The organism is Pseudomonas sp. MWU12-3088 (assembly GCF_023242405.1).
GTDB lineage: Bacteria > Pseudomonadota > Gammaproteobacteria > Pseudomonadales > Pseudomonadaceae > Aquipseudomonas > Aquipseudomonas kribbensis.
Genome location: NZ_JALJEA010000004.1, coordinates 267,024 through 292,694, shown reverse-complemented (window position 1 = coordinate 292,694; position 25,671 = coordinate 267,024). Strand labels below are relative to the sequence as shown.

Here is a 25,671-nt window from a genome sequence, read left to right as displayed (position 1 = left end):
TCAACAGACTTAGCGAGGAGCGCAACCATGCACGAGATTCCCAATCTCCCCTTCCCAAGCCTGCACGTACCTGAGCAGACGACCACGCAACAAGCCGGCGCCCAACAGCCCGAGCCGAAAGAAGCCGCCGAAAGCCGCCCGGCCGACAGCGAAGAGTAAGTAACACCCGCCGTACAGACCGTGTGGAAAGCGCTAACATGCGCTTTCCACACTGCCTGAAATCGAGCCCGCCATGACCGACGAATCCTTCAACGAACACCAGGCTGAAATCCTCATCGGCGCCACCGAGAAGATGATCGAGATCTGGAGCCGCCTCTCACCCGAGAAACAGGCCGCCCTGCTCGCCCGTTTCGGCAGCGAAGAAAATGCCCTCGCGGCACTCGTCACCACGCAACTGGTCGCCCCGGCCAAATAGTTTTACTTTTCCCCGCCGCAGCATCGTCCACGCCGGTATCATGAGCAGCCTATCTATTCTGCTCTCCCCGTGGATCGTTACCCATGTCGTCCTCTATGCCAGAACCCCAGCGCCCCCTGGCGGTCACGCTGCAAGTCGTTTCCATCGTCCTGTTCACCTTCATCGGCTATTTGAATATCGGCATTCCGCTGGCCGTGCTGCCCGGTTACGTCCATAGCGACCTGGGCTTCGGCGCGGTCATCGCCGGCCTGGTGATCAGCGTGCAATACCTCGCCACCTTGCTCAGCCGTCCGTATGCCGGCAAGATCATCGACAACCAGGGCAGCAAACGTGCGGTGATGATTGGTCTGGCCGGGTGCGGTTTGAGCGGTGTGTTCATGCTGATTTCGGCGTGGACACCGAATCTGCCGATGCTCAGCCTGATCAGCCTGTTCGTCGGGCGACTGGTGCTGGGCAGCGCGGAAAGTCTTGTCGGCTCCGGATCGATCGGCTGGGGCATCGGCCGCGTCGGCGCGGCCAACACGGCCAAAGTCATCTCGTGGAACGGCATCGCCAGTTACGGCGCGCTGGCCATCGGGGCGCCGCTGGGGGTGTGGCTGGTCAGCCATTTCGGTCTGTGGAGCATGGGCGTCAGCATTCTATTGCTCGCATCGCTGGGCCTGCTGTTGGCTTGGCCGAAGACGGCTGCGCCGATTGTCGCCGGCGAGCGTTTGCCGTTCATGCACGTGCTGGGTCGCGTTTTCCCGCACGGCTGCGGCCTGGCGCTGGGCTCGATCGGTTTCGGCACCATCGCCACCTTCATCACCCTGTATTACGCCACGCAACATTGGGATAACGCGGTACTGTGCCTGAGCCTGTTCGGTGCCAGCTTCATCGGTGCGCGACTGCTGTTCGGCAACCTGATCAACCGCCTCGGCGGCTTTCGCGTGGCGATTGCCTGCCTGTCGGTGGAAACCCTGGGCCTGTTGCTGCTATGGATCGCACCGGATGCACACTGGGCGCTGGCTGGCGCAGCATTGAGCGGTTTCGGCTTCTCGCTGGTGTTCCCGGCACTGGGCGTGGAAGCGGTGAACCTGGTGCCGGCCTCCAGCCGTGGCGCGGCGGTCGGCGCCTATTCGCTGTTCATCGACTTGTCATTGGGGATCACCGGGCCGCTGGCCGGGGCCATTGCGGCGGGCTTCGGTTTTGCCTCGATCTTCCTGTTCGCCGCGATCGCCGCGTTGAGCGGCCTGGCGTTGAGCGTCTATCTATACCGCCACACATCGAAGTACCGCGAAGACTAGAAATCCACCTTGCCGCGCCCGGCCTTGATGCTGCCGCGTTTGGTCTTTGACTCCAGCCGGCGCTTCTTCGAACCCAGCGTCGGCTTGGTCGGGCGGCGCTTCTTCTCGACCTTGGTGGCGCTGAGGATCAACTCGGTCAGGCGCTCCAGCGCATCGGCACGATTCTGTTCCTGCGTACGGTATTGCTGGGCCTTGATGATCAACACGCCGTCGCCGGTAATGCGACTGTCGCGCAGCGCCAGCAGCCGTTCCTTGTAGAACTCGGGCAAGGACGAGGCGGGAATGTCGAAGCGCAGGTGCACGGCGCTGGAGACCTTGTTGACGTTCTGCCCACCGGCGCCCTGGGCGCGGATGTACGTCAGTTCGATCTCGGCATCCGGCAGATGCACGTTGTTGGAAATCACCAGCATGGAAAAGCGTCCGTAATCAGAACCCGCAGGATACCGCGAAAGCACAAAAAACCCGGCACTTGGCCGGGTTTGTTGTTTTTTGCAACGACGCTTACTTGGCAGCGTTCGCCGCGTGCAGTGCCTGCTGTGCACCGCGCTTGTTCTTGATCACGTAGCAGACCCACATGAACACGACCCACACCGGAATCGCATACACCGAGATCTGGATACCAGGGATCAGCAGCATCACGCCGAGGATGAATGCCACGAACGCCAGGCAGATGTAGTTGCCGTACGGGTACCACAGCGCCTTGAACAGCGGCGTCTGGCTGGTCTTGTTCATGTGCTGGCGGAACTTGAAGTGCGAGAAGCTGATCATCGCCCAGTTAATCACCAGCGTTGCAACCACCAGCGACATCAGCAATTCCAGCGCGTGTTGCGGCATCAGGTAGTTGAGCAGCACAGCCACCAGCGTTACCGCTGCCGAAGCCAGGATCGAACGCACCGGTACACCGCGCTTGTCGATCTTCGCCAGGCCTTTCGGCGCGTCGCCCTGCTCGGCCATACCCAGCAACATGCGGCTGTTGCAGTAGGTGCCGCTGTTGTACACCGACAGTGCGGCGGTCAACACCACGAAGTTGAGGATATGCGCGGCGGTGTTGCTGCCGAGCATCGAGAACACCTGCACGAACGGGCTGCCGCTGTAGGAATCGCCTGACGCGTTGAGGGTTTCCAGCAGACTGTCCCACGGGGTCAGCGACAGCAGGATGACCAGTGCGCCGATGTAGAAAATCAGGATCCGGTAGATCACCTGGTTGATCGCTTTCGGGATCACGGTTTTCGGCTTGTCGGCTTCGGCTGCGGTGAAACCGAGCATTTCCAGACCGCCGAAGGAGAACATGATGATCGCCATGGCCATCACCAGACCGCTGACGCCGTTCGGGAAGAAGCCGCCGTGAGACCACAGGTTGCTCACCGACGCCTGCGGGCCGCCGTGACCGCTGACCAGCAGATAGCTGCCCAGGGCAATCATGCCGACGATCGCCACGACCTTGATGATCGCGAACCAGAATTCGGCTTCACCGAAGACTTTGACGTTGGCCAGGTTGATCGCGTTGATCAGCAGGAAGAACGCGGCTGCGGTGACCCAGCTCGGGATATCCGGCGCCCAGTAGTGGATGTACTTGCCGACCGCGGTCAGCTCCGACATGCCCACCAGGATGTACAGGATCCAGCAGTTCCAGCCCGACAGGAAACCGGCGAAACCACCCCAGTATTTGTGCGCGAAGTGGCTGAAGGAACCGGCCACCGGCTCCTCGACGATCATCTCGCCGAGCTGGCGCATGATCATGAAAGCGATGAAGCCGCAGATGGCATAGCCGAGGATCATCGACGGGCCGGCGGATTTCAACACCCCGGCCGAGCCGAGGAACAATCCGGTACCGATCGCGCCACCAAGGGCGATCAGTTGAATATGGCGATTTTTCAGGCCGCGTTTCAGCTCGCCTGATTGCGAGTTTTGTCCACTCATGAAAAAGGTCTCACGCAAGGTTTGATGATGTTCAGTAGACGTTGCTGCAAGGTTGCGATTTCAACCAACCTTGATCAAACCCCAGCGCAGGCACCAGGAATTCAGCTTTCTTACAACGGTCATGCGTCACCTGTTTGTTTTTATCTGTGACGAAATCGAACCCGACACGCTTGTGACGCGGCGGAGTGAACAAGGCGGATAATCCTTGAGGTTTGCGCGATTACGCAGAGGGTCACAGTTAAAACGCGGCGCATTGTACACCGCTAACCCCCTGCTGCCAGACCCCGCTGGATCAGCGTGTCGGTTGCCGGGATTGCGTGTGTCCGCCCCGAGAGGCCCGGGCGGCTGCAAAAATTGAGTCAGGCCTTTGCAGGCCATCGGCGTGGACGATGGAAAATCCGCCCCACGTGGAGAAGTGAAAATGGATATCGGCGTTCATTGCGCCTCCTTCTTGTTATGCACCTGCACGACAGGCATGGGGCGCATCTCACCTCTCAATCGAACCTGAAACAAGCACGCCAGAGCCCTGCGCCAGGCCCGGCTGACGGGGCTTCGGCAGATTTTCCTTACAGCCTGACAGAGGTGCACGATTCACGGGACTTCGCGGGCTTTTCCGTAAACATTCACTGACAGCGCGTAACGTAAAGTTTCCACTCCAGACCTATCGAAGCCGGAGCCGGTGTTTGACGTTAGCTGGCTAACTATCTGAAAGTCGTCAATTTTTTTGTCTTAAAACAAGAAAAAACACACCCAAAAAAAGAAACAAAAAATCCAAAAAAAAACGCCAACCCTGAGGTTGGCGTTTCTGTTTTCCGCTTGAAGCTTGCCGCTCGAAGCTTACAACTGCGTTATTCCGGCTTCTTGCGACCGAAACCCGGACGCTGACCGGAACCGGCCGGGGCGCCACGACGCTTGCCCGACGGCTTGTCATCGTCAGCCAGTTTGATACCTGGACGCTTCGGTGCCGGTTTGGCCGGACGCTTGGTCTCGGCAGGACGATCCGCCACCGGCGTACCGCGACCGGCCGGTGCACGACCTTCACCGCGCTCGGTGCGACCGCGTGGAGCGCGTTCGCCATCCGGACGCGCTGCCGGCTTGCGACCCGGACGCTCGCCTTCGATCTGCGGCTCACGCACGGTACGCGGGCCGGCAGCCGCCGGTGCGCCGTTGGCCGGACGCAGAGTACGCACGCGCTCGGTGCGAGGCATCGGACGCGACGATTTACGCTGCATGCGGTCGAGCTTGTCTTTGCTCTTGGCGTTCAGTTGCGGCATGGCCACCGGGGTCAGGCCGACTTCGGCGCTCAGCACGTCGACTTCGTACTGGCTCATTTCGCGCCAGCGGCCCATCGGCAGGTCGGAGTTGAGGAACACCGGACCGAAACGCACGCGCTTCAGGCGGCTGACCACCAGACCCTGGGATTCCCACAGACGACGCACTTCACGGTTGCGACCTTCCATCACCACGCAGTGATACCAGTGGTTGAAGCCTTCGCCGCCCGGTGCCTGTTGAATGTCGGTGAAACGCGCCGGGCCGTCTTCCAGCACAACGCCGGCCTTCAGGCGCTCGATCATCTCGTCATCGACTTCACCGCGAACACGTACCGCGTACTCACGGTCCATCTCGTAGGACGGGTGCATCAGGCGGTTGGCCAGCTCACCGTCGGTGGTGAACATCAGCAGACCGGTGGTGTTGATGTCGAGACGACCGATGTTGATCCAGCGACCTTCTTTCGGACGCGGCAGCTTGTCGAACACGGTCGGACGGCCTTCCGGGTCGTCACGGGTGCAGATCTCGCCATCGGGCTTGTTGTACATGATCACGCGGCGGACCGACTCGGCGGCCTCTTCGCGCTTGATGACCTTGCCATCGATGGTGATTGCATCGTGCATGTCGACGCGCAGACCGAGGGTCGCCTCTGCGCCGTTGACCTTGATCCGGCCCTGGCTGATCCACGCTTCCACGTCACGACGCGAGCCGACGCCGATACGGGCGAGGACTTTCTGCAGTTTTTCGCCTGCTGGGCCGATTTCCTGGTCGTCTTTCTGGTTGTCACTCATCTGTGCACCTCCCGGTGTGATCTGTTCGGCGGCTCTGGATCGGGCCTGCCGAAGCATTGAAATCTGGTTTTTCGGGCGAAGGGATCGCCGAAGGGTCGCGAATCATACGCGGATGTGTTCGTTCGCGCATCAGAGACTAGTCGATCGAGGCCAGGTTATTTCTTTTTCCGCCGACCGGCGCTGCCGAGCTTGATCAGGCGCAACGCGGCTTCGGCCAGCACCGTGCGCTTGTCGTCCTTGTCGAGCTTCTTCCAGGCCCTGATCTCGCGTTTGCTGCGGCCGCAGCCGAGGCAGATGTCATCGCTGAACTTGCAGAGGCTGATGCACGGGTCCTTGGTCGAGCTCATGCTCAATCTTCGAACTCGCGGCGTTCGGCTTCAATGGCCTCGGCCAGGGCGCGGGCTTCGGCTTCTTCTTCGCTCAGCTCTTCCTCTGCGGCAGGTTCCGGTGCGGGTTGTTCGAGGCGAGCAACGGCGGCCAGCAGTTTTTCCCGGGCTTCGGCCACGCCGAGCACATCGTCTTCCTGCTCAGGTTCAGGTTCAGGCTTGGACTCAAACTCAGGCTCAAATTCCGATTCAGGCTCGAAGTCGACCTCCGGCTCTGCTTCGAACTCAACGTCGGCTGGCGGCTCGACCGGACCGGACTCAAACCCGGACGGCATCGGCTCGCCATCCGCAACATCACGCAGCAAATCGTCGAAGTCGGTCTTGATCCCCTCCTCCATGCTGTCCAGCTCCAGCAGCAGCGAGTGGAAACTGGTTTCCTCCTTCGGCTCTTCCGGCTCGACACTGGCATCGGCCAGTTCCTGCAAGCCCGCAGGCACGGGGGCGTCGTCGAAGTCGAGTACCGGATCCGGCTCGATCTCGCGCAACTCCGCCAGCGGCGGCAATTCGTCGAGGCTCTTGAGGTTGAAATGATCGAGGAACAGCTTGGTGGTGGCGAACATCGCCGGTTTGCCCGGCACGTCGCGATAACCGACGACGCGGATCCACTCGCGCTCCATCAGCGTCTTGACGATGTTGGTGTTGACCGCCACGCCCCGCACGTCTTCGATCTCGCCCCGGGTGATCGGCTGGCGATAGGCGATCAACGCCATGGTTTCCAGCAGGGCCCGGGAATAACGCTGCGGACGTTCTTCCCACAGGCGGCCGACCCACGGTGCGAACTTCTCGCGAATCTGCAGGCGATAGCCGGAGGCAACCTCCACGAGCTCGAACGCCCGCCCCTCGCAAGACTTGCCGAGCAGGGTCAGGGCTTTCTTGAAGACCGGCGGCTCCGGCCGTTCGCCTTCCTCGAACAACTCGTACAGGCGTTCAAGGGTTTGCGGCTTTCCCGAGGCCAACAGAAAGGCTTCAAGCAGGGGCGCCAGCTCGCGGGGTTCACTCAGGTTCATGTTCGGACTCGTTATTCGACTCGGGCTCGCACGTGGATCGCGGCGAACGGCTCATTCTGCACCAGCTCCACCAGGGATTCCTTGACCAGTTCAAGGATCGCCATGAAGGTCACTACCACACCGAGCCGGCCTTCCTCAGCGGTGAACAGCTCGACGAACGGCACAAACCCGCCGCCCTTGAGCCGCTCCAGCACATCGCTCATGCGTTCGCGGGTGGACAGTGCCTCGCGGCTGACCTGGTGGCTTTCAAACATGTCGCCACGGCGCAGCACTTCGGCCATGGACATCAGGATTTCTTCCAGCGCCACGTCCGGCAGCAACTTGCGCACCGTGACCTGCGGCGCGTCGAGCTTGGGCACGATCACATCACGACCGACCCGACTCAGACCGTCGATGCCTTCGGCGGCGGCCTTGAAGCGTTCGTATTCCTGCAGGCGGCGGATCAGTTCGGCCCGCGGGTCTTCCTCTTCCTCTTCGACGGTTTCGGCCCGGGGCAGCAACATCCGCGACTTGATCTCGGCCAGCATCGCGGCCATCACCAGGTACTCAGCGGCCAGTTCCAGACGCACCGACTGCATCAGCTCGACATAGCCCATGTACTGACGGGTGATTTCCGCCACCGGAATGTCGAGGATGTTGATGTTCTGTTTGCGGATCAGATACAACAGCAGGTCGAGCGGCCCTTCGAAGGCTTCGAGGAAGACTTCCAGGGCGTCCGGCGGAATGTACAGGTCCAGCGGCATTTCCGTGACGGCCTGGCCATAGACCATGGCAAACGGCAGTTCCTGCTGGGCACCGGCCTGGGGATCAACGGTTTCTACTGCGGACATTCAGGCCTCGACCATGAACGGCGCAGGATCGCCGCAACCGACGCGAACCACTTCCGGATCGTCGCCGGTCAGGTCGATCACGGTGGAGGCCTTGATGCCGCCGAAACCGCCGTCGATGATCAGGTCCACCTGATGCTCCAGCAACTGACGCATTTCGTACGGATCGCTCAGCGGGTCTTCATCGCCGGGCATGATCAGGGTCACGCTCATCAGCGGTTCGCCCAGCTCGGCGAGCAGCGCGAGCGCGATCGGGTGGCTCGGCACGCGCAGGCCGATGGTGCGCTTCTTCGGATGCAGCAACAGCCGGGGTACTTCGCGGGTGGCGTTGAGAATGAAGGTGTAAGGCCCCGGCAGATGGGCTTTCAGAATACGGAAGGTGCCGGTGTCGATCTTGGCGTAATTGCCCAGTTGCGACAGGTCGCTGCAAATCAGCGCGAAGTTGTGCTTTTCATCGAGCTGACGCAGGCGTCGAACGCGCTCGATGCCGTTCTTGTCGCCGATCTGGCAGCCGATGGCGTAGGAAGAGTCCGTTGGATAGACCACCACCCCGCCCTTGCGGATGATCTCGACGGCCTGTTTGATCAGGCGCGCTTGCGGGTTTTCCGGATGGATCTGGAAAAATTGACTCACATTCTCTACCTGTTCAGACGGCGGCAATAACTGTGTCATGTTTGAACCGACACCACAGGGGTGGAAGGTCCTCAGGGAGCGGCCGGTACTGGCCGATCTCCGACCAGCCTCCAGGGCCATGAAAATCACTGCCGGCAGTGACCAGCAGACCGAACTCACGGGCAAGGATCGCCAGGCTGCCCACCTGTTCCGCAGGCTGATGGCCGTTGACCACCTCGAGCGCCTGCCCGCCCGCTTGAATATAGTCGGCAATCAGCTTTCGGCGCTTGCTGCGCGTGAAATCGTAGTGCCAGGGATGCGCCAGGCTGACCCAGGCCCCGGCGGCGCGCAGCGTGCCGACGGTGTCTTCGAGGGTCGGCCAGTGCTGCTTGACGTCCCCCAGCTTGCCGGCGCCGAGCCATTTGCGGAACGCCTCGGCGCGATCCTTGACGAAACCTTCCCGCACCATCCAGTCGGCGAAATGCGGGCGGGCCGGTGCATTGCCGCTGTCGCCCAATTCCTGCTGGATCTGCCGCGCGCCGTCGAGGGCGCCGGGCATGCCCTTGAGGGCGAGCTTGCGGCTTATTTCTTCAGACCGCAGCCAGCGGCCATCGTGCAGACTGGCGATCGCCTCGACCAACGGCGCGGCGTTGACATCGAAACCGTAGCCCAGCACATGAATGGTCGCGCCGCCCCAGGTGCAGGACAGTTCGACGCCGTTGACCAGTTGCATGCCCAGCGCTTCGGCGGCCGTGCGCGCTTCGGCGAGGCCTTCGAGGGTGTCATGATCGGTCAGGGCCAGGACTCGCACGCCGTTTTCGAACGCACGCGCAACCAGTGCCGCAGGCGCCAGGGCGCCATCGGAGGCCGTGCTGTGGCAGTGCAAATCAACATTCACGGGGATGTGTAACCTCAAATCAGCTGGCGCTATCGCGCGCCCATATGTTTGTTATTATGCCGCCACATCCAGCTTCTGGCTCTCACTGTGAAACAATTCATCGATTTCATCCCGCTTCTGCTGTTTTTCATCGTCTACAAACTCGATCCACGCACCGTCGACGTTGCCGGCCATGAGTTGACCGTAGGCGGCATCTACAGCGCCACCGCCGTGCTGATCATCAGCTCCCTGGTGGTCTATGGCGCGCTCTTCATCAAGCAGCGCAAGCTGGAAAAGAGCCAGTGGCTGACCCTGATCGCCTGCCTCGTGTTCGGCAGCCTGACCCTGGCCTTCCACAGCGAAACCTTCCTGAAATGGAAAGCCCCGGTGGTCAACTGGCTGTTCGCCCTGGCCTTCATCGGCAGCCACTTCATCGGTGACCGCCTGTTGATCAAGCGCATCATGGGTCACGCACTGACCCTGCCGGACGCCGTCTGGACGCGCCTGAACATCGCCTGGATCGGCTTCTTCCTGTTCTGCGGCGCCGCCAACCTGTTCGTCGCGTTCACCTTCCAGGACTACTGGGTGGACTTCAAGGTGTTCGGCAGCCTGGGCCTGACCGTGCTGTTCCTGGTCGCCCAAGGCATCTACCTGTCCCGTCACCTGCACGACGCCGATACCACAACACCAAAAACCGAGGACTGACATGCTCTACGCAATCATTGCCACCGACGTCGCCAACTCCCTGGACGCGCGCCTCGCCGCCCGCCCGGCCCACCTTGAACGCCTGCAAGTGCTCAAGGGCGAAGGCCGCATCGTCCTGGCCGGCCCGCACCCGGCGGTCGACAGCAATGATCCGGGCGCAGCGGGTTTCACCGGCAGCCTGATCGTTGCCGAATTCGATTCCCTGAGCGCCGCGCAGGGCTGGGCCGACGCCGATCCGTACATCGCCGCCGGCGTCTACGCCAACGTTGTCGTGAAGCCGTTCAAGCAAGTCCTGCCGTAATCCTTCCCCACGCGATGAACCTTGTCGGTTCATCGCGTTCTCAATCGCTCATTATTCTCGTTTGCCGGCCGACAACCTGCCCAATATCCATTTGGTAACAGGAGTCGCGATGCGCAAGGGTCCGTTGTGTCTGATGCTGGTCACGTTGTCGATCATGGCGCCCGCCCATGGTGAAGAAAGCACCGAAAGCGGCAATTCCACGCCGCTTTCGTTGAGCGCCGGCAGCCAGATCACCGAGTTGCAGCAGCGCCTGAAGGCCAGCGAGCAGCAGCGGGAAGAACTGAGCAAACAACTGCAGAATGCCGATAACACCCGCGAAAGCGCCCAGCTTGCCCGGTTGCGCCAGGAGAACCAGCGCTTGAAGCTGCAACTCAAGGAAGCCCAGGCCAGCCCGCTGCCGCGCCTGCTGACCGAACAGCAGCAATGGTTCGTCACCGGTGCCGGGGTAGCGCTATTGGCCCTGCTCTGCGGTATCTTTGCCAGTGGTGCAAGTCGAAAACGTCGACAATGGCTAAATTGAGTGAGTCATGAGCGAGCTGTTACTGATTGATGATGACCAGGAGCTGTGTGAGCTTCTGAGCAGTTGGCTGAGCCAGGAAGGCTTTCAGGTCCGTGCGTGCCACGACGGCCAGAGCGCCCGCAAGGCTTTGGCCGAATCCGCCCCCGCCGCCGTGGTGCTGGACGTGATGTTGCCCGATGGCAGCGGTCTGGAACTGCTCAAGCAATTGCGCAGTGAACACGCCGATCTGCCGGTGGTGATGCTTTCGGCCCGTGGCGAACCGCTGGACCGCATCCTCGGCCTGGAACTGGGTGCCGACGATTACCTGGCCAAACCCTGCGATCCGCGAGAGCTCACCGCCCGCCTGCGTGCCGTGCTGCGCCGCAGTCATCCGGCCGCCGTGTCGACCCAGCTCGAACTGGGCGATCTGAGCTTCAGCCCGGTACGTGGCGTGGTCAGCATCGACGAAAAGGAATTCACCCTCACCGTTTCCGAGAGCCGTCTGCTCGAGGCGCTGCTCAAGCAGCCGGGCGAGCCGCTGGACAAACAGGAACTGGCGCAGATCGCCCTCGGCCGCAAGCTGACCCTGTACGACCGCAGCCTGGACATGCACGTCAGCAACCTGCGCAAGAAGATCGGCCCCCACGCCGACGGCCGCCCGCGCATCGTGGCCCTGCGCAGCCGCGGCTACTATTACAGCCTCTGAAGCCCCGCACGCGGACGCTTTGTCAGTTCGATGACAAAGCGTCTTTACCCAAGCTTTACCCAGCGCTGACCGCCGCTGACCTTGATCTCCGTAATCTGTACTCATCCGGAACGTACCGGGAACGAGACAAGGAGATACACCATGCGCAAGACTCTTATCGCTCTGATGTTCGCTGCCGCTCTGCCAACCGTCGCCATGGCCGTGCCGCAGGATGGTGGCCCGATGGGTGGGCCGGACGGTGGCTGGCGCCACGGCGGTCAGATGCACGGCATGCACGGCAAAGGCCCGTACAGCCAGCTGGACCTCTCCCGTGAACAGCGCGAGCAGATCCGCAAGATCATGGGCGAGCAGATGCACGAACGTAAGCAGACGGTCGAGAAATACCTGGAGAAACTCTCGCCAGCCGACCAGAAAGCCATGAAGGACGAGATGGCGGCCAACCACAAGAAAGCCGAATCCGATGTCCGCGCCGTGCTGAAACCGGATCAACAGAAGAAATTCGACGAGATCCAGAAGAAACAGGCCGAGCGTCGTGCTGAATGGGCCGAGTTCAAGGCCTGGAAAGCGCAACAGCCGCAAAAGGCGCAATAATGTTCTAGCGTCACGCCCCGACCCAACGGCTAACTGCCGTTGGGTTTTCTTTGTTTGAGGACTTTCTGTGCGTTCATTGTTCTGGCGTATTCTCGCAAGCTTCTGGCTGGCCATCGCTCTGGTTGCGGGGCTTTCCATTCTGCTGGGGCACATGCTCAATCAGGACGCATGGATCCTCAGCCGCCATCCGGGCCTCAATACGTTGGCCGCCGACTGGACGCAGACCTACGAATCCCAGGGCGAAGACGCCGCTCAGGACATCCTCCAGCAACGCAAACGCCAATATCACATCGACGTCCAGGTGCTGAACGAGAGCGGCGACCCGGTAGTGCGCGGCACCTTCCCTCGCCGCGCCGCGGCGTTCGAGGCACGGCAGAACAACGATGACCGACGCCTGCCGTGGCGGCGCCTGACCGATGAGTTCACCAGCGAAAAGACCGGTGACACCTACCTGTTCATCTATCGCATCCCGCACCCGGAACTCGACGCCTGGCATCGCGAAAGTCTGCTCTGGCCATTGAGTGCGCTGGGGATCGCGCTGGTGGTGCTGACCCTGTTCAGCCTGCTGGTGACACTCTCCATCACTCGCCCGCTCAACCGCTTGCGCGGCGCGGTGCACGATCTGGGGCAGACCACCTATCAGCAGAACAGCCTGGCGAAACTGGCCAACCGCCGCGATGAGTTCGGTGTGCTGGCCAACGACTTCAACCGCATGGGCGCACGTCTGCAAAGCCTGATCGGCAGTCAGCGCCAGTTGCTGCGCGACGTGTCCCACGAATTGCGCTCCCCGCTGGCACGGCTGCGCATCGCGCTGGCATTGGCCGAACGGGCGAGCCCGGAAGAACGGGAAAAACTCTGGCCACGCCTGACCCGCGAGTGCGATCGGCTGGAAGCGTTGATCAGTGAAATCCTGGTGCTGGCGCGGGTCGATGCCGACAACGCCAGCGCCGAAGCTGTGGATCTGAATGCGCTGCTGGGTACCCTGCAAAAGGACGCGCAACTCGGCTCGCCGGAGCAGACGGTACACCTGGAAGCCGAACCGCAGCTCAATCTGACCGGCTGGCCGACCATGATCGAACGCGCCGTGGACAACCTGCTGCGCAACGCCCAGCGCTTCAACCCGGTGGGGCAGTCGATCGAAATGCAGGCTTCACGCCAGGGCGAGCGAATCGTGGTCAGCGTGCGCGACCACGGGCCGGGGGTGCAGGCCGAGCATTTGAGCCAGTTGGGCGAACCGTTTTATCGGGCACCGGGTCAGACCGCTGCCGGGCATGGCCTGGGCCTGGCGATTGCCCGGCGGGCGGCGGAGCGCCATGGCGGGACGCTGGTACTGGCCAATCACCCGCAGGGCGGGTTTGTGGCCAGTCTTGAGTTGCCGTTGGAGCCGGGTGCGATTGTCCAGCCCTGACGGGGTTTTCAGTGTCAGGCTTTACCCGGCCAGGCACTGACAAACTCGGCCAGATCAACCTTCTCCGCCACGCGCGGTTCTTTCTGCGGCGTGCCGAGGTAAAGGAACGCAATCACCTCTTCGTCATCCGTCAGGCCCAGGCCCTTGGCGACGTGTTTCGAATAAGCCAGATCACCGGTGCGCCACACCGCGCCAATCCCCTGCGCGTAGGCCGCCAGCAGAATTCCGTGGGCGGCACAGCCTGCGGCCAGCAACTGCTCGGCCTTCGGGTATTTGACGTGATCCTGCAACTTGGCGATGACCACGACCACCAGCGGCGCCCGCAGCGGGCCGTTGCGCGCCTTGTCGATCATCGCTTCGGTGACTTCGCCTTCCTGCATCTGCGCCGCTTCGGCCAGCAACTCGCCCATCTGCTCACGCGCCGCGCCTTCGACGGTCAGGAAACGATACGGCTGCAAATGGCCGTGATCCGGTGCACGGGTCGCGGCGGCAAACAGCACTTCGCGCTGTTCGGCGGTGGGGGCCGGGTCGATCAGTCGTGGAACGGAAACACGGTTGAGCAAAGCGTCGAGAGCCTGCATCGGCCACCTCCTGAAAAAAATGTCCGGCTATTCTAGCTGCAAGTGATCCGGCCGCGTCGGTTTACATGCCTTGCCCCGCAGGTAGAATGGCGCCTTTCCCACATCAGCCCGAGCGGACTTCATGGCGTTGCCGACCTTACGGATCATTGGTTTCATCATCGGCATCTTCCTGATCACCCTGGCCATCGCCATGGTCGTGCCCATGGCCACCCTGGTGATTTTCGACCGCACCGGCGACCTGCCGTCGTTCCTCTGGGCGAGCATGATCACCTTCGTCGCCGGCCTGGCGCTGGTGATTCCGGGACGCCCGGAACACATTCACCTGCGCCCCCGCGACATGTACCTGCTGACCGTCACCAGCTGGTTGGTGGTGTGCATTTTCGCCGCGCTGCCGTTTCTGCTGACTCAGCACATCAGCTACACCGACTCGTTCTTCGAAAGCATGTCCGGCATCACCGCTACCGGCTCGACCGTACTCAGCGGCCTGGACACCATGTCTCCCGGGATCCTGATGTGGCGCTCGCTGCTGCACTGGCTCGGCGGCATCGGCTTCATCGGCATGGCGGTGGCGATTCTGCCGCTGCTGCGCATCGGCGGCATGCGTCTGTTCCAGACCGAATCCTCGGACCGCTCGGAAAAGGTCATGCCCCGTTCGCACATGGTGGCGCGGCTGATCGTGGTGACCTACATCGGCATCACCATTCTCGGCAGCCTGGCGTTCTGGTGGGCCGGGATGAGCCCGTTCGATGCGATCAACCACGCGATGTCGGCGATTTCCACCGGCGGGTTCTCGACCTCCGACCAGTCCCTGGCCAAGTGGACGCAACCGGCGGTGCACTGGGTGGCGGTGGTGGTGATGATCCTCGGCAGCCTGCCGTTCACCCTGTACGTGGCAACGTTGCGCGGCAATCGCCGGGCACTGATCAAGGACCAACAGGTGCAGGGTTTGCTCGGCATGCTGCTGGTGACCTGGCTGGTGCTCGGCACCTGGTACTGGTGGACCACCGACCTGCACTGGCTGGACGCACTGCGCCACGTGGCGCTGAACGTGACGTCGGTGGTCACCACCACCGGTTTTGCCCTGGGTGACTACAGCATGTGGGGTAACTTCTCGCTGATGCTGTTCTTCTATCTGGGCTTTGTCGGCGGCTGCTCCGGTTCGACGGCGGGCGGGATCAAGATTTTCCGCTTCCAGGTCGCCTACATCCTGCTCAAGGCCAACCTCAATCAGCTGATTCACCCGCGCGCAGTGATCAAGCAGAAGTACAACGGCCATCGCCTCGACGAAGAAATCGTCCGGTCGATCCTGACCTTTTCGTTCTTCTTCGCCATCACCATCTGCGTGATCGCCCTGCTGCTGTCACTGATCGGTGTGGACTGGATGACGGCGCTGACCGGCGCCGCCAGCACCGTGTCCGGCGTCGGCCCGGGGCTGGGTGAAACCATCGGGCCGGCGGGCAACTTCTCGACCTTGCCGGATGCGGCCAAGTGGATCCTGTCGTTCGGCATGCTGCTCGGCCGACTGGAGATCATTACGGTGTTTGTGCTGTGTATTCCGGCGTTCTGGCGTCACTGATCGCGTTCGGTGCCTCCAGCAAGCGCGCCCGGTAATCGCCGGGCGTGGTGTCGAACCAGCGGCGGAAGGCGCGGAAGAAATTGCTCGGATCGGCAAACCCCAGCAGATAGGCGATTTCCAGCAGGGTCATGCTCGGCTGCGCCAGGTATTGCTCGGCGAGTTCTCGGCGGGTGTCATCGAGCAACTGCTGAAAACTGGTGCCCTCCTCCTGCAACCGACGTTGCAAGGTACGTTGCGACAGGTGCAGGGTCTGCGCCACCGTATCGCGCTTGGGCTCGCCCTGGGGCAACAGACGACACAACACCTGCCGTGCCTTGTGGGTCACGCGGCTTTCGGAAAACCTTGCCAGATATTCCCCGGCAAACCGGTCATGCAGCAGCGCCATCGCCTCGTTGGCGGTGGGCAGCGGCGCTTCCATGTCGGCGCGTTCGAAGATCAGCGCGTCATACGGCGCGTTGAATACCAGCGGTGCATGAAAGGCTTGTTTATAGGGTTCAAGATCATCGGGCTCGTCGCCCTGCACCAGCACTTTGCGCGGGTGCAACGTGCGCCCGGTCAGCCAGCCACACAACGCCAGCGCGCAGGCCAGCGAGGCTTCGGCACTTTGCCGGGTCGGCGGCAGATGATCGCCGTGCACCGTCAGAATCAGCGCATAACCTTCGTCGAGCAGGCGAAAACTCAAGTCGGCACTTTCGGCGATGATCCGCTGATACCGCACCAGACGCTGAAAGCCTTCGGCCAGGGTATTGCTGGACATCAGCGCGTAGCCCGCGACATGGAACGAGGCCGGTCGCACCACCTTGCCCATGTTCAGGCCGATGGCGGGATTACCGGACAGCTCGACCGCCCGTTGCCAGAGTCGGGTCATGGAGTCCTGCGGGAAGCGTGCGTCCGGATCCTCCAGCGCCGCGTAATCAAGCCCCAGTTGCTTGAACAGAACCCGACAATCCAGGCCGTCCATTTCCAGTGCCTTGACAATCCCCATTGCCCAGCTTGCAGATGTCGTTCGTTCGCTCATGGCGTTTATTCTTGGATGACATGGTGAGCCGCATACTACGGCCAATTTCCCAAGGATAGTAAAGTGGCGCCGATTGTCACTGGCCGACGCCACTGTTCACTCTAGACTCAAATAAGCTACCCGCCGAACAACTTGCAATCAGAACAATAACCACAGAGATCGCAGTCGTGGAAACCATCAGACATTTCAACAGTTTCGCCGAGTTCTACCCGTATTACCTCAGCGAACACAGCAACAGCACCTGCCGTCGCCTGCATTTCATCGGCACGACACTGGTGATCTTCATTCTCGCGATGACCATCGCCAAGGGCGCCTGGCTGCTGTTGCTGGCCCTGCCGCTGGCCGGTTACAGCTTCGCCTGGGTCGGCCATTTTTTCTTCGAGAAAAACCGTCCGGCGACTTTCCAGCATCCGTTCTACAGCCTGCTGGGCGACTTCGTCATGTACCGCGACATGATCCTGGGCCGCGTGGCGTTCTAGAAACCCTGACCAAGAGAATTGCCGATGAATGTCACTGCCCGTTTCACCCACATGAAGGACGGCACGCAGGAAGACTGGGCGATCATCGCGGCGGATTTCAGCGCCTACGCCCGTCAGTTACCGGGCCGGATCATGGCGCACCTGAAACTGCTCGAAGGTGATTTCGGCGGGTTCCCGGTGGATCGCCTGACCCACTCGCTGCAGACCGCGACCCGTGCCCATCGCGACGGGCGCGACGAGGAATACGTGGTCTGCGCCCTGCTCCACGACATCGGCGACACCCTCGGCTCCTACAATCACCCGGACATTGCCGCCGCCATTCTCAAGCCGTTCGTCAGCGCCGAGAACCTGTGGATGGTGGAAAAACACGGGATCTTCCAGGGCTATTACTTCTTCCATCACCTGGGCATGGATCGGCACCTGCGCGATCAGTTCAGCGGTCATCCGCAGTATCAGGCGACCGCGGAGTTCTGCGCGAAATATGACGCAGCGGCATTCGACCCCGACTACGACACCCTGCCGCTGAGCTTCTTCGAACCGATGATGGAACGGCTTTTCGCCCAGCCGAGGAACTCCATCTACAAAGCCGCGATGGAGGAACACTCCCCGGCTTGAGTTGATTTGAAAAACTCAGGCCAGCTCGGCAACCTTGGCCGCTTTCAGTTCGGCCTCCCGCGCCTGCGCATCCGCCAGGCGATACAGCTCGATCGTGCCGTCCCAGTGTTCGATCAGCGCCGTGCACGACTCCACCCAATCGCCACAATTGAGGTAATCCACTTCGCCGACCTTGCGGATCTCGGCGTGGTGAATGTGCCCGCAGACCACCCCGTGCAACTCGCGCTTCACGCACTCGTGGGCGATGGCTTCTTCGAAATCGCTGATGAAGCTCACTGCGGTCTTCACCTTGTGCTTGAGATAGGCCGACAGCGACCAGTAGCCATAACCGTATTTCGCCCGCCAGTGATTGAGCCAGCGGTTGAGGGTCAGGGTGAATTCGTAGGCCGAATCGCCGAGGAACGCGAGCCAACGGTGATAACGGGTGATCACGTCGAACTGGTCACCGTGGATCACCAGCAGATGCCGGCCATCGGCGGTGACGTGCACGGCTTCGTCGACCAGCTGGATGTTGCCCAGGATAAGCTTCGAATAGCGCCGCAGGAATTCATCATGGTTGCCGGTGACGTAGATCACCTCGGTGCCGCGCTTGCTCATGGTCAGCAAGCGGCGGATCACGTTGGTATGCGCCTGGGGCCAGTACATGCCGCCGCGCAGTTTCCAGCCGTCGATGATGTCGCCGACCAGGTAGATCTTGTCGGCGTGATAGCCCTTGAGAAATTGCGACAGATGCTCGGCCTGGCAATCCCGCGTGCCCAGGTGCACGTCGGAGATCCACAAGGTGCGAACCCTTTGTTTACGGCTGGGTCTGGCGAGCTCGGCGCTGGTCATGGGCAACCCTCTGCGATGTTTTCGCCACTGTGCGCGAGCCCGGTTAATCGACCATGACAGGTGTGCGTCAGTCTTGTGACAAACGCGGCGCTCTCGCGCCGGTGTAGACTGGCGGCTCGCCCGGAGACCGCCATGCAACCGATCCTGACCCTGCGCCATTACACCCACGACCTGATCGTTCACAGTCACGACCACGCGCAACTGGTGTTCGGCCTGTCCGGCGCGCTGGATTTCGAGGTCGAAGGACATGGCAGTCAGGTCTTGCAGCAGAGTTTCGTGGTGATTCCTTCCGGTGCGCATCACGCCTGCGGCAGCCCCAAGGGCAGCCGTTGTCTGGTGCTGGATGTGCCGGACGATCAATGGTTGTCACGCTCACTGGGCGATCACGCCGACGCCAGCCGCCGTCTGCTGGACAACACCGCACGCCTGTCGCTGGATGCCGGGCAAGGTCAACTGGTCAATTGGCTGGCGAACAGCCCGGTGGACGATCCGCTGATTGCGCAGCAAGGCGCGGTTTTGTTACTGGCGAGTCTGAACCACGCCCGGCCTGCCGAAGTCTGCGCCCGTCGCCTGCCCTACGCGGCACTCGATGCGCACATCGAGCAGTACGCGGCCTATCCGCTGCAAGTCGGGGACCTGGCGCGTGTCGCCGGATTGTCCAGCGCCCGCCTGCATGCGCGATTCGTCGCCGAATGCGGGCAAACGCCCATGGACTACATCCGCAGTCGACGACTGCACAAGGCCGTCGCGCTGTTGCGGGAAACCACGCTGCCCATCGGTGAAGTGGCCAGCCGTGTCGGTTATGGATCGCAAAGTGCGTTTTCGGCTGCTGTATTGCGTGAATTCGGCACCTCTCCTACACAATTGCGACGCAAGGCTGACGACAAAAGTCGATAGTCTGCCGACAGACTTATGGGCCGTATCCGGCTTCAATGAGCCCATGAAATTGTGTTTGGAAAAAGGATCGACATGACTCCCCGTACTGCCCTCGGCGCCCTGCATATCGGCGCACTGATGTTCGGCCTGACCGGCGTCTTCGGCAAACTCGCCGCCGCAACGCCGGCGGTCATCGTCTTTGGACGGGCCGCTTTTGCCGTTCTCGCGCTGGCGTTCTTTGCCCGCTTCGCCAGCCAGCACGGCTGGCAAAAGCTGCAAGCCGTGGACTGGCGACGCCTGGCCCTGAGCGGTGTGTTGCTGGCCGGCCACTGGGTGAGTTTCTTCATTGCGGTGAAAGTGGCCGGTGTCGCGGTGGCCACGCTGGGTTTCGCCAGTTTCCCGGCCTTCACGGTGATTCTCGAAGGACTGATTTTCCGCGAACGTATCCGCGCCAACGAAATCATTCTGGTGGCACTGGTCAGTGTCGGTCTGGTGCTGGTGACCCCGGCGTTCGACCTGGCCAGTGGCGCCACCACCGGCCTGCTCTGGGCGATCCTGTCCGGTCTGCTGTTTTCCCTGCTGTCGCTGACCAACCGTGCCAGTTCCGGACGCATCCCGGCGGTGCAGGCAGCGCTGTGTCAGAACGTGGTGGTGGCGTTGTGTCTGCTGCCGGTGGCGGCGCCACAGTTGAGCGACGTGCGCGCCATCGACTGGCTGTGGATCGGTTTGCTCGGGGTGTTCTGCACCGGTGTCGCCCACAGCCTGTTCGTTGCCAGTCTCGCCGTGATCAAGGCGCGCACCGCAGCGGTGGTGTTCGCCATGGAGCCGGTGTACGGCATCACCGTCGCGTGGCTGCTGTTCGATGAAAACCCGACCTTGCGCATGCTGGTCGGTGGCGCGCTGATCATCGTCGCCATCGTGGTGTCGAGCCAGATGTCAGGCAGCGCCAGCAAAAAAACGGTGGAGGCCGAGGCGGCGTCTCACTGAGTGCGGTCGTTGTGGCCGAGGTCGCGGTCAGGGTCGATCTGATCGCGGACTCTCTGCTTGAGCACCTTGGCTTCGGGGAAACCACCGTCGGCCTTGCGCTCCCAGATCTGCACACCGTCGCAACTGATGTGAAAGATCCCGCCGGTGCCCGGCACCAGTGACACCTTGCCAAGGTCATCGCCAAAGGTGCTGAGCAGCTCCTGCGCCAGCCACGCGGCGCGCAGCAGCCACTGGCATTGCGTGCAATAGGTGATGACGATTTCCGGTTTTGTCGCGGTCATGATCGCTGAAACTCCTGAGCCAGAGGGCGCCGCTATAATAGCCGGCTTTAACGCTCGCCCCGAGACTCACAATGCGTCGTCTGCTGATCTGCCTTTTGCTTGGTTTCCTCCCGCTGTTCGTCCATGCCAGTGAAGCGCCGCGGCCGAAAGTCGGCCTCGTGCTGTCCGGTGGCGCGGCCCGTGGGCTGGCGCACATCGGCGTGCTCAAGGCGCTGGAAGAGCAAGGCATCAAGATCGATGCGATTGCCGGCACCAGCATGGGCGCGGTGGTCGGTGGGCTGTATGCCTCGGGTTACAAGATCGACGAACTGGAAAAACTCGCTCTCAACATCGACTGGCAGCAAGCCCTGTCCGATGCGCCGCCCCGGGAAGACGTGCCGTTTCGGCGCAAACAGGATGACCGCGACTTTCTGGTGAAGCAGAAACTGAGCTTTCGCGACGACGGCAGTCTCGGTTTGCCACTGGGCGTGATTCAGGGCCAGAACCTCGCGCTGCTGCTGGAAAGCCTGCTGGCCCACACCAGCGACACCCGTGATTTCGACAAGCTGCCGATCCCGTTCCGCGCCGTGGCCACCGACATCGCCAACGGCGAAAAAGTGGTGTTTCGCAAAGGCCACCTGCCCCAGGTGATCCGCGCCAGCATGTCGATCCCGGCGGTGTTCGCCCCGGTCGAACTGGATGGCCGGCTGCTGGTGGACGGCGGCATGACCGACAACATTCCCCTCGATGTGGCCCGGGAAATGGGTGTCGATGTGGCCATCGTGGTCGACATCGGCACCCCGCTGCGCAACCGCAAGCAACTGACCACCGTGGTCGATGTGCTGAACCAGTCGATCACCCTGATGACCCGGCGCAACTCCGAAGAGCAACTGGCGGCGCTGCACCCGGATGACGTGCTGATCCAGCCGCCGCTGGCCAGTTTCGGCGCCACCGATTTCGGTCGCGCCGAGGAAATGATCGATGCCGGCTACCGCGCCGCCAAGGCCCTCGACGCCCGCCTTGCCCGATTGAAGCCCGCAGAATCTCAGGACGCCGAGCTCAACGCTGCCCGCGCACCGGGCCAGCGCACGCCGATCATCACCGCGATCAAGGTCGAGAACGACTCGAAAGTCGGCGACGACGTGATCCGTTACTACATCCGCCAGCCCATCGGTGAGCCGCTGGACCTTGGGCGCCTGCACTCGGACATGGGCACCCTGTACGGCCTGGATTACTTCGAACAGGTGCAGTACCGCGTCGTGCACAAGGGCCAGGAACACACGCTGGTGATCAGCGCCCGAGGCAAGCGCAGCGGCACCGACTACTTGCGGGTCGGCTTGAACCTGTCGGACGACATGCGCGGCGACAGCGCTTTCAACCTCGGCGCCAGCTACCGCATGAACGGCATCAACCGCCTCGGCGCCGAATGGCTGACCCGGGCGCAGATCGGCGACAAGCAGGAGCTCTATACCGAGTTCTACCAGCCGCTGGACGTTGGCTCGCGTTACTTCGTCGCGCCTTATGCGGCGTTCGAAGCGCAGAACGTCGACTCGGTGCTCGACAACGATCCGATCGCCCAATATCGAGTGGAACGCTACGGCTTCGGCCTCAATGTCGGCCGTCAGATCGGCAACAACGGCGAAATCCGCTTTGGCGTTGGTGAGGCCTGGGGCAAGGCTGACGTACGGATCGGCGATCAGAACCTGCCGAGCGAACACTTCAACGAAGGTTTCTATGCGCTGAAATATTCGTTCGACTCACTGGATAACGTGTACTTCCCCCACGACGGCAAGGACGTCAGCCTGACCCTGATGCAATTCGAACCGGGCCTGGGCTCCGACACGCGCTACCGGCAGTGGGAATTCAAACTGGACAAGGCCATGAGCAGCGGCCCGAACACACTGATTCTGGGCGGGCGTTACGGCCGCACGCTGGACGATGCGAATGTGGTGACATCGAGCTTCCTGCTCGGTGGCGCCCGGCAGTTGTCCGGTTTCCGCGAAGATGCCATATCCGGGCAGAACGTCAGCCTGATGCGGGCCGTGTACTACCGCCGCCTGACGCCACGCGCCTACCTGCCGCTGGACTTCCCGTTGTATGCCGGCGGCTCGCTGGAACGCGGCCGGGCCTGGAACAACGACAACGAGTTCGACAGCGGCTACATCAACGCGGCCAGCGTGTTCATCGGTTTCGACACACCGCTGGGGCCGCTGAATTTCAGCTATGGCCTGAACGATGCCAATGAACAGGCGGTTTATCTGAATCTGGGGCAGACCTTCTGACCCGGATCAGCGAATCCCGGCCAACAGGGTGCGGGCGGTCTGCCTGAGCGGCTCATCGCCCTCTTTCAGCAACTCATTGAGCAAGGCGATCGCGCTGTCGAGGTCGCCGTCATCGATGCAGGTCTGGGCCTGTTCGAGCTTGCCGGCGTTGGCGGCGTCTGTCGGATCCGGCTCGGGCTCCGGCGCCTGCAGGTCCAGCGGTTCCAGGGCCAGTGACTGACCGGGATCGCCGAACTCGTTGAGAAAGTCTTCGTCGATAGCCTGAACTTCCGGCTCGGCGATCCACTCCAGCTCTGTCGTTTCAACGTCATCGCCGGTGGTTTGCGGCAACTCGAAATCCTGCGGCAAGACTTGCAGGCTCGAGCCAAGTGCCGATGGTGCCGAGGACAGAGGGTCGGTTGCCGGGCGACTGTCTTCCAGATCCCAGCTGGAATCCATCGACAGTTGCTCCAGATTCAGTTCGAAATCATCTTCGGCCAGTGGTGTTGTGGGTGCGGCCTGCTCAACGGGTAACGCGGCAATGAGCGGAGCCGCCGCAACCAAAGGTTCAGTCCTGGCCAGTTTCGGATATCGAGCGCGGATCTCGTGCAACCGCTGCTCCTCGACACCGAGCTGGCGCAAGTGGTTTTCCTGATCGTCATAGGCCACCTGATCGCCCTGGCGCCCCAGCACCTCGAGCAACTGCACGCCGAGATCGATGCGCTCCGGTTCTTTTTGCAAGGCGTCGCGCAGCAACCCGAGCGCCTCGCCCAGTCGTCCGTAGGCCAGATAAATGCCCACGGCTTCCAGCACATCGCCGTTTGCCTGTTCGTCTCGATGCTCGACGGCGCCATGGGCAGCATTCGGACGAACATGTTGGCTGTCATTGAGCTCTGGTTCGCTTCGCTGCGGCAGCACGCGTGCCGGCACGTCCGGGATCACTGCCTGCTGACGTCGACGGCGCACGATCAGCCCGGCCACCAGCCCTCCCAGTAACACCAGCAAGCCTCCGAGCAATGGCCAACTGACGGAGTCGTCTTGATTCTCCGTCGGCGCAATGACCGGCGCCGGGACCGAGGCAGGCGCCGCCGGGGCTGCGGGTGCCGGAGGTGCCTGCTGAGCCTGCGCGAGATGCGCCTGCAGATCGGCCAGCTGTTTTTTGCCGTCGGCGATTTGCACGTCCTGCGCCTGAAGCTTCAGGTTCAGCTCATCGACGGTTTTCTGCAGTTGCTGGTTCAGCAGCACACTGGCCGCCAGCTGTTCCGCTTGCGCGTCGTTGGTCGCGGCCGTTTGAGGCGTCGGCGCGGCCGGTGCTGCAGCAGGTTTGTTCTGAGTGGCCGCAGCGGGTGCTTCCGGTGTTGGAAACTCCGAAGACTGCGCATGCACATCAGGTTCGTCGGTGGCCGGCACGATGCCCGGCGAACCCGGCGGATCGATCAGCACCGTGTATTCGCGCAACACGTGGCCGTTGGGTTGATTGAGCTGCACCAGGAAATTCAGGAAAGGTTCGTTGACCGGTTTGGTCGAGGTCACCCGGATCAGGTTGCGATTGCCATGCAGGATCGGGGTGAACTTGAGGTCGTTGAGGAAGAACACCCGCTCGACCCCGGCACGGCCGAATTCGTCCGCCGAGGCCAGGCTGGCCGAAAGCTCGCCGGCGCTGAGCCCTGCGGCGTCCACCAGGGCGATGTCGGCCTTGAGCGGCTGATTGAGCGCTGAATGCACGGTGATGTCACCGAGACCCAGCGCCAGTGATGCCGTGGACCAGGTGAGTACACCGGCCACCAGCAGCGAATTGGCGCAACGCAGTACTACGTGCCGACTGTCGAGCATGAGCATCCCTTAAATAAGCAAAACCGACTTCTATGGGTTCGCACATCCGGTACGAACACGATATTGCCCAGTAGTTCTTATAGTCTGCCCAGCGCGATCCCTCAAAAAAACGGCACGTCGTTGTGCCTCAAGATTTTTCCAGGTTGGCCAGAATGTGCCCGTGAACCCGCATGCACACCTTCATGTCAGCCTCATCGATGCCCTCAAACAACTCCGTGCGCAGTTGCGTGGCGATGGTTTCGATCTGTTCGATCAGCGGGCGGGCCGGGGCACACAGCACGATCTTTTTCGCCCGGCGGTCTTCCATCACGGACTGGCGCTGCACCAGGCCCTGGCTTTCCAGGCTGTCGAGCAAACGTGCGAGGGTCGGCCCTTCGACGCCGACGCTTTGCGCCAGCTCCCGTTGGGTCGGCGCCTCTTCGAAGCGAGCCAGATGCAGCAGCACCAGCCAGCGCGCCTGGGACAAACCCAGACCGGCCAGCCGGCGATCCAGTTCGGCACGCCAGCCACGGGACATCTGGGCCAGTTGCATGCCAAAGCGGTGTTGATCGGTTAACGGCATAAAACACTCATGGTTAGACTGAAGAAATAGAGAAAAACTAATTATTAGTCAGCTAAGCATGACATTTGGCTATAGGCAAGGGGGGACTTGTACTGAATCGTTACATCTGAAAAGCCCCTCACCCCAGCCCTCTCCCGGAGGGAGAGGGAGCCGATACGGGAATATTCAAGGAATATGCCGACCTGAAAGCTCTGA

General features: G+C 61.9%; 29 protein-coding genes. 15 read left to right on the top strand and 14 right to left on the bottom strand.

From position 1 onward, the window contains the following. Positions 1-27 precede the first annotated feature (27 nt). The 3 genes from M5B98_RS28685 to M5B98_RS12910 all read left to right on the top strand — a co-directional run bounded on the left by M5B98_RS28685 (position 28) and on the right by M5B98_RS12910 (position 1,698). Positions 28-159 (top strand): hypothetical protein, encoded by a 132-nt coding sequence (locus M5B98_RS28685; protein ID WP_256574703.1) that lies wholly within the window; start codon positions 28-30, stop codon positions 157-159. Positions 160-232: 73 nt separating this feature from the next. Next, a complete protein-coding gene (locus M5B98_RS12915) occupies positions 233-415 on the top strand; it encodes a hypothetical protein (RefSeq protein WP_085710421.1) in 183 nt (60 codons plus the stop codon). Positions 416-510: 95 nt separating this feature from the next. Beyond that, complete coding sequence (locus tag M5B98_RS12910; protein WP_192553564.1) at positions 511-1,698, top strand: MFS transporter; 1,188 nt, start codon at positions 511-513, stop codon at positions 1,696-1,698. Here M5B98_RS12910 and arfB read toward each other — a convergent pair. From arfB to M5B98_RS12870, 8 genes are all read right to left on the bottom strand, one after another. Next, positions 1,695-2,108 (bottom strand): alternative ribosome rescue aminoacyl-tRNA hydrolase ArfB, encoded by a 414-nt coding sequence (gene arfB, locus M5B98_RS12905; RefSeq protein ID WP_011333010.1) that lies wholly within the window; start codon positions 2,106-2,108, stop codon positions 1,695-1,697. The two genes, M5B98_RS12910 and arfB, sit on opposite strands and share 4 nt — an antisense overlap. A gap of 91 nt (positions 2,109-2,199) precedes the next feature. Further along, positions 2,200-3,618 carry an amino acid permease gene (locus M5B98_RS12900; RefSeq protein ID WP_114881869.1) on the bottom strand — a complete coding sequence of 473 codons (1,419 nt, stop codon included), beginning with the start codon at positions 3,616-3,618 and terminating at the stop codon, positions 2,200-2,202. Between the two features lie 848 nt (positions 3,619-4,466). Then, entirely contained in the window at positions 4,467-5,678 is a 1,212-nt protein-coding gene (rluB, locus tag M5B98_RS12895) for a 23S rRNA pseudouridine(2605) synthase RluB (protein WP_085710417.1), read from the bottom strand. A gap of 155 nt (positions 5,679-5,833) precedes the next feature. Next, positions 5,834-6,025, bottom strand: a complete 192-nt coding sequence (locus M5B98_RS12890) for a DUF1289 domain-containing protein (RefSeq protein ID WP_248742901.1) — start codon at positions 6,023-6,025, stop codon at positions 5,834-5,836. A gap of 2 nt (positions 6,026-6,027) precedes the next feature. Beyond that, positions 6,028-7,071, bottom strand: coding sequence for an SMC-Scp complex subunit ScpB (gene scpB, locus M5B98_RS12885; RefSeq protein WP_248742900.1), 1,044 nt, complete (start codon positions 7,069-7,071; stop codon positions 6,028-6,030). A gap of 11 nt (positions 7,072-7,082) precedes the next feature. Beyond that, complete coding sequence (locus tag M5B98_RS12880) at positions 7,083-7,781, bottom strand: segregation and condensation protein A (protein WP_170931588.1); 699 nt, start codon at positions 7,779-7,781, stop codon at positions 7,083-7,085. Between the two features lie 120 nt (positions 7,782-7,901). Beyond that, the gene (locus M5B98_RS12875; protein ID WP_096822250.1) at positions 7,902-8,531 is read right to left on the bottom strand and encodes an L-threonylcarbamoyladenylate synthase; all 630 of its coding nucleotides are present in this window, start codon (positions 8,529-8,531) and stop codon (positions 7,902-7,904) included. A gap of 13 nt (positions 8,532-8,544) precedes the next feature. Next, entirely contained in the window at positions 8,545-9,408 is an 864-nt protein-coding gene (locus M5B98_RS12870) for a PHP domain-containing protein (protein ID WP_085710411.1), read from the bottom strand. Positions 9,409-9,495: 87 nt separating this feature from the next. Here M5B98_RS12870 and M5B98_RS12865 point away from each other — a divergent pair, with 87 nt between their 5' ends. From M5B98_RS12865 to M5B98_RS12840, 6 genes are all read left to right on the top strand, one after another. Further along, positions 9,496-10,092 carry a septation protein A gene (locus tag M5B98_RS12865; protein WP_085710410.1) on the top strand — a complete coding sequence of 199 codons (597 nt, stop codon included), beginning with the start codon at positions 9,496-9,498 and terminating at the stop codon, positions 10,090-10,092. Between the two features lies 1 nt (position 10,093). Next, positions 10,094-10,393 (top strand): YciI family protein, encoded by a 300-nt coding sequence (locus M5B98_RS12860; RefSeq protein WP_248742899.1) that lies wholly within the window; start codon positions 10,094-10,096, stop codon positions 10,391-10,393. Positions 10,394-10,502: 109 nt separating this feature from the next. Continuing rightward, positions 10,503-10,913 (top strand): translation initiation factor 2, encoded by a 411-nt coding sequence (locus M5B98_RS12855; RefSeq protein ID WP_085710407.1) that lies wholly within the window; start codon positions 10,503-10,505, stop codon positions 10,911-10,913. A 7-nt stretch (positions 10,914-10,920) separates the two neighbouring features. After that, the gene (locus tag M5B98_RS12850) at positions 10,921-11,598 is read left to right on the top strand and encodes a response regulator transcription factor (protein WP_085710405.1); all 678 of its coding nucleotides are present in this window, start codon (positions 10,921-10,923) and stop codon (positions 11,596-11,598) included. Positions 11,599-11,739: 141 nt separating this feature from the next. Then, positions 11,740-12,189, top strand: coding sequence for a Spy/CpxP family protein refolding chaperone (locus M5B98_RS12845; protein ID WP_085733794.1), 450 nt, complete (start codon positions 11,740-11,742; stop codon positions 12,187-12,189). A gap of 67 nt (positions 12,190-12,256) precedes the next feature. Further along, positions 12,257-13,597: a sensor histidine kinase gene (locus tag M5B98_RS12840; RefSeq protein ID WP_248742898.1), complete on the top strand. Its 1,341-nt coding sequence runs from the start codon at positions 12,257-12,259 to the stop codon at positions 13,595-13,597. A 14-nt stretch (positions 13,598-13,611) separates the two neighbouring features. On the opposite strand, the gene M5B98_RS12835 is transcribed toward M5B98_RS12840, so the two are convergent. After that, the gene (locus M5B98_RS12835) at positions 13,612-14,178 is read right to left on the bottom strand and encodes a nitroreductase family protein (RefSeq protein ID WP_115076968.1); all 567 of its coding nucleotides are present in this window, start codon (positions 14,176-14,178) and stop codon (positions 13,612-13,614) included. A gap of 121 nt (positions 14,179-14,299) precedes the next feature. Here M5B98_RS12835 and M5B98_RS12830 point away from each other — a divergent pair, with 121 nt between their 5' ends. Continuing rightward, positions 14,300-15,754 carry a TrkH family potassium uptake protein gene (locus M5B98_RS12830; RefSeq protein WP_085710400.1) on the top strand — a complete coding sequence of 485 codons (1,455 nt, stop codon included), beginning with the start codon at positions 14,300-14,302 and terminating at the stop codon, positions 15,752-15,754. Here the strand turns inward: M5B98_RS12830 and M5B98_RS12825 are convergent. Beyond that, positions 15,711-16,772, bottom strand: a complete 1,062-nt coding sequence (locus M5B98_RS12825) for an AraC family transcriptional regulator (protein WP_248742897.1) — start codon at positions 16,770-16,772, stop codon at positions 15,711-15,713. The two genes, M5B98_RS12830 and M5B98_RS12825, sit on opposite strands and share 44 nt — an antisense overlap. Positions 16,773-16,939: 167 nt before the next feature. Here M5B98_RS12825 and M5B98_RS12820 point away from each other — a divergent pair, with 167 nt between their 5' ends. Both M5B98_RS12820 and M5B98_RS12815 read left to right on the top strand, forming a co-directional pair. Next, positions 16,940-17,251: a DUF962 domain-containing protein gene (locus M5B98_RS12820; protein ID WP_119430022.1), complete on the top strand. Its 312-nt coding sequence runs from the start codon at positions 16,940-16,942 to the stop codon at positions 17,249-17,251. A gap of 24 nt (positions 17,252-17,275) precedes the next feature. Further along, the gene (locus M5B98_RS12815; protein WP_248742896.1) at positions 17,276-17,866 is read left to right on the top strand and encodes an HD domain-containing protein; all 591 of its coding nucleotides are present in this window, start codon (positions 17,276-17,278) and stop codon (positions 17,864-17,866) included. A gap of 15 nt (positions 17,867-17,881) precedes the next feature. On the opposite strand, the gene M5B98_RS12810 is transcribed toward M5B98_RS12815, so the two are convergent. Further along, a complete protein-coding gene (locus M5B98_RS12810) occupies positions 17,882-18,697 on the bottom strand; it encodes a UDP-2,3-diacylglucosamine diphosphatase (RefSeq protein ID WP_007958385.1) in 816 nt (271 codons plus the stop codon). 132 nt (positions 18,698-18,829) lie between these two features. Between M5B98_RS12810 and M5B98_RS12805 the strand changes: the two genes are divergently transcribed. Further along, positions 18,830-19,594, top strand: coding sequence for a helix-turn-helix transcriptional regulator (locus M5B98_RS12805; RefSeq protein ID WP_248742895.1), 765 nt, complete (start codon positions 18,830-18,832; stop codon positions 19,592-19,594). 72 nt (positions 19,595-19,666) lie between these two features. Continuing rightward, positions 19,667-20,560, top strand: a complete 894-nt coding sequence (locus M5B98_RS12800; protein WP_248742894.1) for a DMT family transporter — start codon at positions 19,667-19,669, stop codon at positions 20,558-20,560. Here M5B98_RS12800 and M5B98_RS12795 read toward each other — a convergent pair. Continuing rightward, positions 20,554-20,841 carry a SelT/SelW/SelH family protein gene (locus M5B98_RS12795; RefSeq protein WP_134825853.1) on the bottom strand — a complete coding sequence of 96 codons (288 nt, stop codon included), beginning with the start codon at positions 20,839-20,841 and terminating at the stop codon, positions 20,554-20,556. The genes M5B98_RS12800 and M5B98_RS12795 overlap by 7 nt on opposite strands. 71 nt (positions 20,842-20,912) lie before the next feature. On the opposite strand from M5B98_RS12795, the gene M5B98_RS12790 reads away from it, so the two are divergent. Further along, a complete protein-coding gene (locus tag M5B98_RS12790; protein ID WP_248742893.1) occupies positions 20,913-23,102 on the top strand; it encodes a patatin-like phospholipase family protein in 2,190 nt (729 codons plus the stop codon). A 6-nt stretch (positions 23,103-23,108) separates the two neighbouring features. On the opposite strand, the gene M5B98_RS12785 is transcribed toward M5B98_RS12790, so the two are convergent. Both M5B98_RS12785 and M5B98_RS12780 read right to left on the bottom strand, forming a co-directional pair. After that, a complete protein-coding gene (locus tag M5B98_RS12785) occupies positions 23,109-24,914 on the bottom strand; it encodes a FimV family protein (RefSeq protein WP_248742892.1) in 1,806 nt (601 codons plus the stop codon). Between the two features lie 127 nt (positions 24,915-25,041). After that, on the bottom strand, positions 25,042-25,476 hold the full coding sequence (locus M5B98_RS12780; RefSeq protein ID WP_085710387.1) for a MarR family transcriptional regulator: 435 nt from the start codon (positions 25,474-25,476) through the stop codon (positions 25,042-25,044). Between the last annotated feature and the right edge of the window lie 195 nt (positions 25,477-25,671).